Origin of the sequence: Collimonas fungivorans, assembly GCF_028292705.1 — a bacterium.
GTDB lineage: Bacteria > Pseudomonadota > Gammaproteobacteria > Burkholderiales > Burkholderiaceae_D > Collimonas > Collimonas fungivorans_B.
In genome coordinates this window covers 1-6,756 of the sequence record NZ_JAQGLV010000410.1, presented here as the reverse complement: position 1 = coordinate 6,756, position 6,756 = coordinate 1, and the positions used below count along the sequence as shown (strand labels likewise).

Below are 6,756 nucleotides of genomic sequence, written 5' to 3'. Positions count from 1 at the left end.
CGCCAGCATCCGGGCCAGGTCACCTTGATCGCCCTCGGTCCCCTGACCAACATCGGCGCGGCGATAACGCGCGACCCCGCCACTTTCAGCAAGCTCAAGCGGGTGGTAATGATGGGCGGATCGGTGCGGGCCGGCTACAGGAAATCGGAATATGCGGCGCCGCGTCCGGCGGACAAGGAATACAACATTGCGGCCGATATCCCGGCTGCGCAAAAACTGTTTGCCTCAGGCGTGCCTATCGTGATGATGCCGCTCGACTCGACCCAGGTCAGGCTGGATGAAGTCGAGCGCGGCGCCCTGTTTGGCCATGGTTCGCCGGTGACCGATGCGCTGACGCTGCTGTACCACCAGTGGATCGACAGCTACCAACCCTGGTCGAGCGCTACGCCGACGCTGTTCGACGTGGTGCCGGTGGCCTACCTGGCCGACCGCCGCATATGCCCGACCACGCCGCTGCGCATCGTGGTCGACCAGGACGGCTACACCAGGGAACAGCCCGGCGCGCCAAACGCCGAAGTCTGCCTGGCGCTTGACAAGCGATTGTTCATGGAACTGTTCATGCAGCGCCTGCTGCAATAGTCGCTGCGCTCACTGCGCCGTCTTGTCCGACGGGTATTGCAGGGAATCGCGCAGCAGGTAACCCATCGGCATGTTCAGGTTGCTGCCTTTCGGGCCGTTCGGCTGGGTGAACCAATAGTTGTAGATTTTTTTCAGTTCGCCTTCGTTGATCAGCCGCACCATTTCCTGGTCCACCACTTTCTTGAAGGCCGGATCGTCCTTGCGGAACATCAGCGAATACGGTTCGATCGACAGCGGATCGCCGAGGATCGTGTAGTCGGCGGGATTTTTCGCGGTCGAGCGCAAGCTGTACAGCAGCACGTCGTCCATCGCGTAGGCATCGGCCTTGCCCTGTTCGACGAAGGCGAACGATTCGGTATCGTCCTGCGCTTCCAGCACCTTGATGTTCAGCGAACGCACATTGCTGCGGTCGTTCACCAGGTCGATGGTGGTGGTGCTCTTGGTGATCACCATGGTCTTGTTGCGCAGGTCCGACCAGTTTTTGATGCCGCTGCCGTTCTTCACCACCATCCGCACGCTGGAAAAGAAGTGCGGCACGGTGAAACCGACGCGGGTGCGGCGCTCGGCGTTATTGGTGGTCGAACCGCATTCGAGGTCGGCCTTGCCGTCGATGATGCTGGAGAAACGGGTGGCGGAATCGACCGGCAGGTACTGCACTTTCAGGTTCGGCAGCTTCAGCTCGCGCTTGACGGCGTCGGCGATTTTCTGGCAGAGGTCGATCGAATAACCGACGATCTGCTTGCTGTCATTGGTGTAGGAGAACGGTGCGGTCTGGCGGTAGGCGAAGGTGATGGTCTGGCTGTCGCGGATCTTGCCGAGGGTATCGCCTGCGCTTGCAGCGAGCGGCGCCAGGATAAAAAACAGGGTAAAACCGTGCTTGATGACACCATGCATAACGTAAGCTCCCAATGAGTCGCCGCCGGCCGCCCGACAAATCAGGCTGCCGAAAAATAGATTAAGGAGCAGATTTCCCCGCGACAAATATATCAGTAGTTTTGGCGCTTGCGGTGCTTGTGTTACAAATTGATTGCGTCAATCTGACGCAGCGTTTCCGCTCATGGCTTGGGGCGGAAACGCCGCTGGCGGCAGCTTACGGTTTGGCAGCGTAAAAGCGGTATATCGCTTTATAAGGCACGCGCGCTTCTTTCCCCAGCTGGGCCTGATCGCAGCCATCGGCCGGCGCATTGCCGCCGGAGGTCTGCAGGCGCTGGATGCTTTTCGTCAGGCCGAACACACCGATGCCGTCAGTCGATTTTGCATTGAGCAGCAACCACGGGATAGCCCCAGCCTCGGGCGCGTCGCTATGCGCCTGCAGTGCGCCGACTACCTTGCTGCCGTCGGTCGACTCCCAGGTCGGGCCGGCGTAGTGCTTGCCAATCTTCTCGCCGTCGTTGTCGAATAGATCAGCTTGCGGCGCCACAAAACGCCACTCGAATTGCGTTGCGTCCGCTTTGGCAACGGCGCATTCATAAATTTGCACGCCAGTGGCCTTTACTTCAAGCGACAAGGTCTGTGTATCTGCGACCTTCAGGCTGTCAGGAATCACGATCGAAGTCGTGGTTGGTGCACTGGCGCAGCCTGCCAGCAGCAGTGCGGTCCAGGCAGCTGCTGCCGTGCCTAACATTTTTCTTGTCATTTTGCTTTCTCCATTGTGTGGATCGATAGGGCTTGCTTGTTTCCAGCGCGTCTATTGTAAGGCGATCCGGCTAGACCCGGCTTTTGAACCAGGCCGCGGTGGCGGCGTCGGCTGGAAAGAAGGACTCTATCCTCAGCTCATGCACGGTGACGTCATGCGGCGTACCCATGGTGGCGATCGAGGTGAACAGGTTGAGCTCGACATCGTCCTTCCTGATGGTCATCGCCAGGAACGGCAAGACGCGCGTGTCCAGGTTCGGCGTCTGGCTGGCGGCCTTGATGCCGGGCAGCGCCAGCAGCTGTTCCAGCAGCCTGGTGGCTTCGCTGCCCGGGCCGTCGCTCATGGCTTCGCGCTGTATCCAGTGCAGCAGGTCGGCGCTGACATCCTGCCAGTTGACCAGGTGTTTCCTGATCGCCTGCGGGTCCAGCATCAGCTGCAAGACGTTGACGCCTTCGCGCGGGATCGGCTGGCTGTCCGGCATGTCCAGCAGCCAGCGGATCATCATCGCGGCCGGGCCGTTGCTCATCACCAGGTTCCACAGGCGGTCCACCACCAGCGCCGGATAAGGCGCTTGCTGGGCCAGCATGAAATCCAGCGCCTGCTTGACCGCGGCCAGTTCGGGATCAGACAATTTGCGCTCCTGATAGGCCGGCGCGAAGCCCGCCGCCAGCAGCATCACATTGCGCTGGCGCAGCGGGATGTCGAGCGCCGTGCCCAGCTTCAGGATCAGTTCCCGGCTCGGCTGCGAGCGTCCGCTTTCGAGGAAGCTGATGTGGCGCTGCGAGATATGGCTTTCGGCCGACAGGCGCAGCTGGCTGTAGCCGCGCTTGTCGCGCCAATACCGCAATGCAGTAGCGAAGTCGTTGAAGTAGCGATTGCGCGCTGCCGGCTCCGCGCCCTGTTTCTCCACGGCTTGTGGCGAACCCATAAGTTGTCTCCAAAGAATTACCGGGCAGTGTAGCCCGGCAACCGCAGATGTCAAACGGGCAGGTTCATCGCATCCAGGAAACCGGTGACGCTGCTGATGCGGCCGTCCGCCGCCAGCGCCACGATGTCGGTGCCGATGGCGACCGGCTCGGCGCCGTCGGCAGCCAGGGTCCAGGAAAAGCGCACGACCTCGTTGTGACCGTCCTGCTTGCCGTACAGCTTGAAGCGCAGGCCGGCAAACTGCTGCTGCACCGCGCCTATCATGGCGTCCAGGCCGTCATGGCCGGCGTTGCGCATCATCGGATCGACATAGGTCGCTTCAGGAGTAAACAGCGCTGCTATCAGCGCGCGGCGGCGCACTGCGTCCTGTTCGTCCCAGGCCGCAATATAGCGGCTGGCGATCGATGCGGCTTGGCTGGCGATATCGGTATGGGTGCTGGTCATGGTCGTGCTCCTTGAGAGGTGAGTCCGGAAGATTGGCTTTGTCGTGATCGACAACTGCATTCTCCGCGCGACACCGGGCACGGTCGATTACCTCCCAGGTAATCAGATCGATGAAAGGGCGCGGGCAGCATGGCCGCGATACCCTTTGGCGAACTATTGCGGCTGCCCCGCGGTTCGCTGTTTGTTTTTCGGATCGATGGCGGCCATCAGCTGGCTCGCCACACCGTCTACCTGGCTTTTTGGAAGAACACCCCTGGCGGCGAACCCCTGCATTTCACCAATCAACGCCATGACTGCCTTGTGCTGCTGATCCGGCGCCAGTTTGGGAAGCGTCTCGCCCAGGCCGGCAATGCGGTCTTGCATTTGCGTCACTGCGATCACATCCCTGATTTTTTCATCGCGATGCGGATCGTTGGCCCAGCGCTGCTCGAGCGTCGGGATATCCAGCATTTGTTCGGCAGGTCCGGCCGGTTTCTCCTGGACGGGAGAAACCGCCGTCGCCGCGGAAAACGGCGAAGCAGGAAGGGAAGCGGCGGTGGCCGCGCTTTGGCCGTAAGCTGCAGACGATTTCACAGCAGGATGCGGCGCCGCCGCTGCCGAAGGCATCTCCGGCCCATGCCCAAGCAGCGCAAGCGGACTGCCATCGATAAACAGCAGCCCGCATCCTATGCCGATGCAAGCAGCGGCGGCTACTGTAATACCCTTGAGAACGTTTCTTTTATCCACAGCATCATCGATCAAAAAATGTGGCGCAAGATTGCTTGCCGCAGAAGCAGTTCATCCAATCTGCGGCAAGCAGCGAGGATGCCGGCATGGTCAGCCGGTAGCGTTGCCAGGTTGTGGCGCCACCACAAACGGCGCGGTCTCGCTGCGGAACTCGACCACATCCGGCAGCGCCCAGAACGGCTTGTAATTACCCTTGTGCACAATCCGGTAGGTGCCGCCCGGATTGCCTTGCTCCACTTCCCATGTCACGGTGGCGCTCCTGCAGTTGATGCACAAAAATCCGGTCGGGTTCCATTGGATCTTGGCGCCCCATTTGTCGTCACGCCGATATTCTTCCCAGCGGCCATCCGCCGTCTGTTTTTCGATCACAAGGAATGTATCGTTGCGGCGCAGGCGATTCATGGGATGGCCGCTCACGAATTCCGCGCTGACCAACAGCCGTTTCCCCTGTCCGCTGTTGAAGGGCGCTTCATATTGCATGGCGGGCGCGGTAAGCACGCTCCCGATCGTCCTGAACAAGGGAATGCCGTCCCACGCCACCGGCGCCGGCATGTTTTCTTCCGGCGTATTGGCGGCAGTCACCAGCGCCGTGAGCGGATCGTCCGCCGCCGGCTGTGCGACCGGCGCCCTGGCCGGCGGCGCGCTATTGTCTTTCAGGCCGGACGCCAGCATGTCGAGCGCCTGTGTAACAGCCGGCTGGCTCCATTTTCCCCAGTCGGTGTAGCCGGATTCGTACTGCTTGCTCTCGTATTCTTCCGGCGTCACCAGGTAACCGGCGAAACCGCCGGCTTCCAGGCTGGGGCTCTGGCCATACAGGTAACCCAGCGCCAAGACGTTCTTCATATCGTCGACGCCAAGCGTCGCCGCCAGCGCCTTGCGGATCCGGTACCCGGTCATGACCGGCAGTTCAAACGGTGCAACCGCGAGATACAAGGATCCCAGCTTCAGCACATGCATTTCCGTCAGCGTCGCCGGTAAAGCTGCAATCACGTCTTTGGGCCCTTGGCAGGCGCGCAGTTCGGGCGTCAGCGTCGCTACTTGCGCGTCCAGATGCAGCGCCGCGCTTGCCAGGAATTTCAGGATATCGGACAAGATCGGCACCTGCAGGCCATAACCGACCAGCGCAGCCAGCGAAAGGCTGTTGTCAGCACCTTCGGCCGCTAGCGGCGTGCCTAGATCTTCCGTGCTGCCGGCAGCAAAAGCGGCGCCCCAGGCTGGAGCGCAGGTCCGCTGTGCTCCCGGATCGCTGCCGTTCGGCCCCATGCCGCGGGTATATTTTCCATCGACCAGGATATTATGCAGCGCGACGCTCTGATAGCGATAATTCAGTCCCTGCCGGGCCGGCGCAAGGCCGTCATCCACCGGCGCCGCCGCCGAAATGACTTTTGGATATGACGGATTGGCCGGGTCCGCCACGGATCCCGTTGCCGTCAACAACATATAGGCCCTGTCGTAGAGACGTTCGCCGATTTCTTTCATGCTGTCGAAAGGCGTGTCCTTGACGCCACGTTTGCAGCCTGTCTGATGATGATCCAGCCGCTGGCGGTCTGTGCAGATGTCGAAATTCTTGTTGCTGGTCACATCGCCCGGGTTGGTTTCCGCAAATGCGGCGACGAAACCCTGACCGCCGTTCTGCCTGCCAAGATTCATCCGGTCTTCAAGCCGCCGGGCGGCATAACCATAACTGTCCCCTGTGACATAGGTAAAACCATCATCGACCATGTTGGTTGCATGAGTACCGAAGAAAGTCAGTGCCCCTACCGGGATTCCGCCACGGACGAACGTCAACTGCGTCATCAGCGGATCGATGCCGGCCTCGCCGACAGCTTTGATGTCGTTGACGTTATCCAGCTTGAACGCTTCGATCGAACGGTTCCTGCTGACCGTCGTCAGGTTTCCTCGGCTGACCTTGATGGCGGCGGTCACTTTGTTATTGTCGGCATTGACGATTGCCTGGACAATGCCGTCGATCTGGGCCTTGAACAGCTTTGGCCGTGCGGCGTCGCCATTGGGCGGCGCGCCGTGGGTATGTGTGACCACCATCACGAGATTTTCGGCGGAAAACCTGGAATTGAATTGCTGCTTCCCGGCCAATTCTTGCAACACCACATCTTTCACCGTGGAGCCAGGTAATCCAGCTTCGACGACGACAAACAGAACCTCGCTGGCCGCCGGTTTCGCCTCGGCATCCTTGATCAGGAAAGCTCTGGCCGTCAGCCGCGACTGTAGACCGTTGAATCCGGGGGCAACGGCCCAGGCGTTGCTGGTTTCCCCCATCGCCACGGCGGTGGTATCGCCGCGCCCAAGTCCCACGACATAATCGTGGGCTGCGGCATATCGCGCCGCAGTACAGATCAACGCCGCAGCGACGATCCGGCCAGCTATCTGTCGTAATTTCATTGTTCCTCCGTTTACGTCAAGTAAATACGTTACAGAACGACTTC

General features: G+C 60.6%; 7 protein-coding genes. 1 reads left to right on the top strand and 6 read right to left on the bottom strand.

Annotated features, from left to right (window positions below):
- Nucleotides 1-579, top strand: a 579-nt coding sequence (locus JWQ61_RS21790) for a nucleoside hydrolase (RefSeq protein WP_304362364.1), incomplete at its 5' end; no start/stop codon positions are given.
- Between the two features lie 9 nt (nucleotides 580-588).
- Here JWQ61_RS21790 and JWQ61_RS21785 read toward each other — a convergent pair.
- From JWQ61_RS21785 to JWQ61_RS21760, 6 genes are all read right to left on the bottom strand, one after another.
- The gene (locus JWQ61_RS21785) at nucleotides 589-1,473 is read right to left on the bottom strand and encodes an amino acid ABC transporter substrate-binding protein (protein ID WP_304362363.1); all 885 of its coding nucleotides are present in this window, start codon (nucleotides 1,471-1,473) and stop codon (nucleotides 589-591) included.
- Between the two features lie 196 nt (nucleotides 1,474-1,669).
- Nucleotides 1,670-2,215 carry a DUF3455 domain-containing protein gene (locus JWQ61_RS21780; protein ID WP_304362362.1) on the bottom strand — a complete coding sequence of 182 codons (546 nt, stop codon included), beginning with the start codon at nucleotides 2,213-2,215 and terminating at the stop codon, nucleotides 1,670-1,672.
- A 70-nt stretch (nucleotides 2,216-2,285) separates the two neighbouring features.
- Complete coding sequence (locus JWQ61_RS21775; RefSeq protein ID WP_304362361.1) at nucleotides 2,286-3,143, bottom strand: helix-turn-helix domain-containing protein; 858 nt, start codon at nucleotides 3,141-3,143, stop codon at nucleotides 2,286-2,288.
- A 50-nt stretch (nucleotides 3,144-3,193) separates the two neighbouring features.
- Nucleotides 3,194-3,586 carry a nuclear transport factor 2 family protein gene (locus JWQ61_RS21770; protein WP_304362360.1) on the bottom strand — a complete coding sequence of 131 codons (393 nt, stop codon included), beginning with the start codon at nucleotides 3,584-3,586 and terminating at the stop codon, nucleotides 3,194-3,196.
- Between the two features lie 153 nt (nucleotides 3,587-3,739).
- A complete protein-coding gene (locus tag JWQ61_RS21765; protein ID WP_304362359.1) occupies nucleotides 3,740-4,159 on the bottom strand; it encodes a hypothetical protein in 420 nt (139 codons plus the stop codon).
- 243 nt (nucleotides 4,160-4,402) lie between these two features.
- Nucleotides 4,403-6,712: a neutral/alkaline non-lysosomal ceramidase N-terminal domain-containing protein gene (locus tag JWQ61_RS21760; RefSeq protein WP_304362358.1), complete on the bottom strand. Its 2,310-nt coding sequence runs from the start codon at nucleotides 6,710-6,712 to the stop codon at nucleotides 4,403-4,405.
- Between the last annotated feature and the right edge of the window lie 44 nt (nucleotides 6,713-6,756).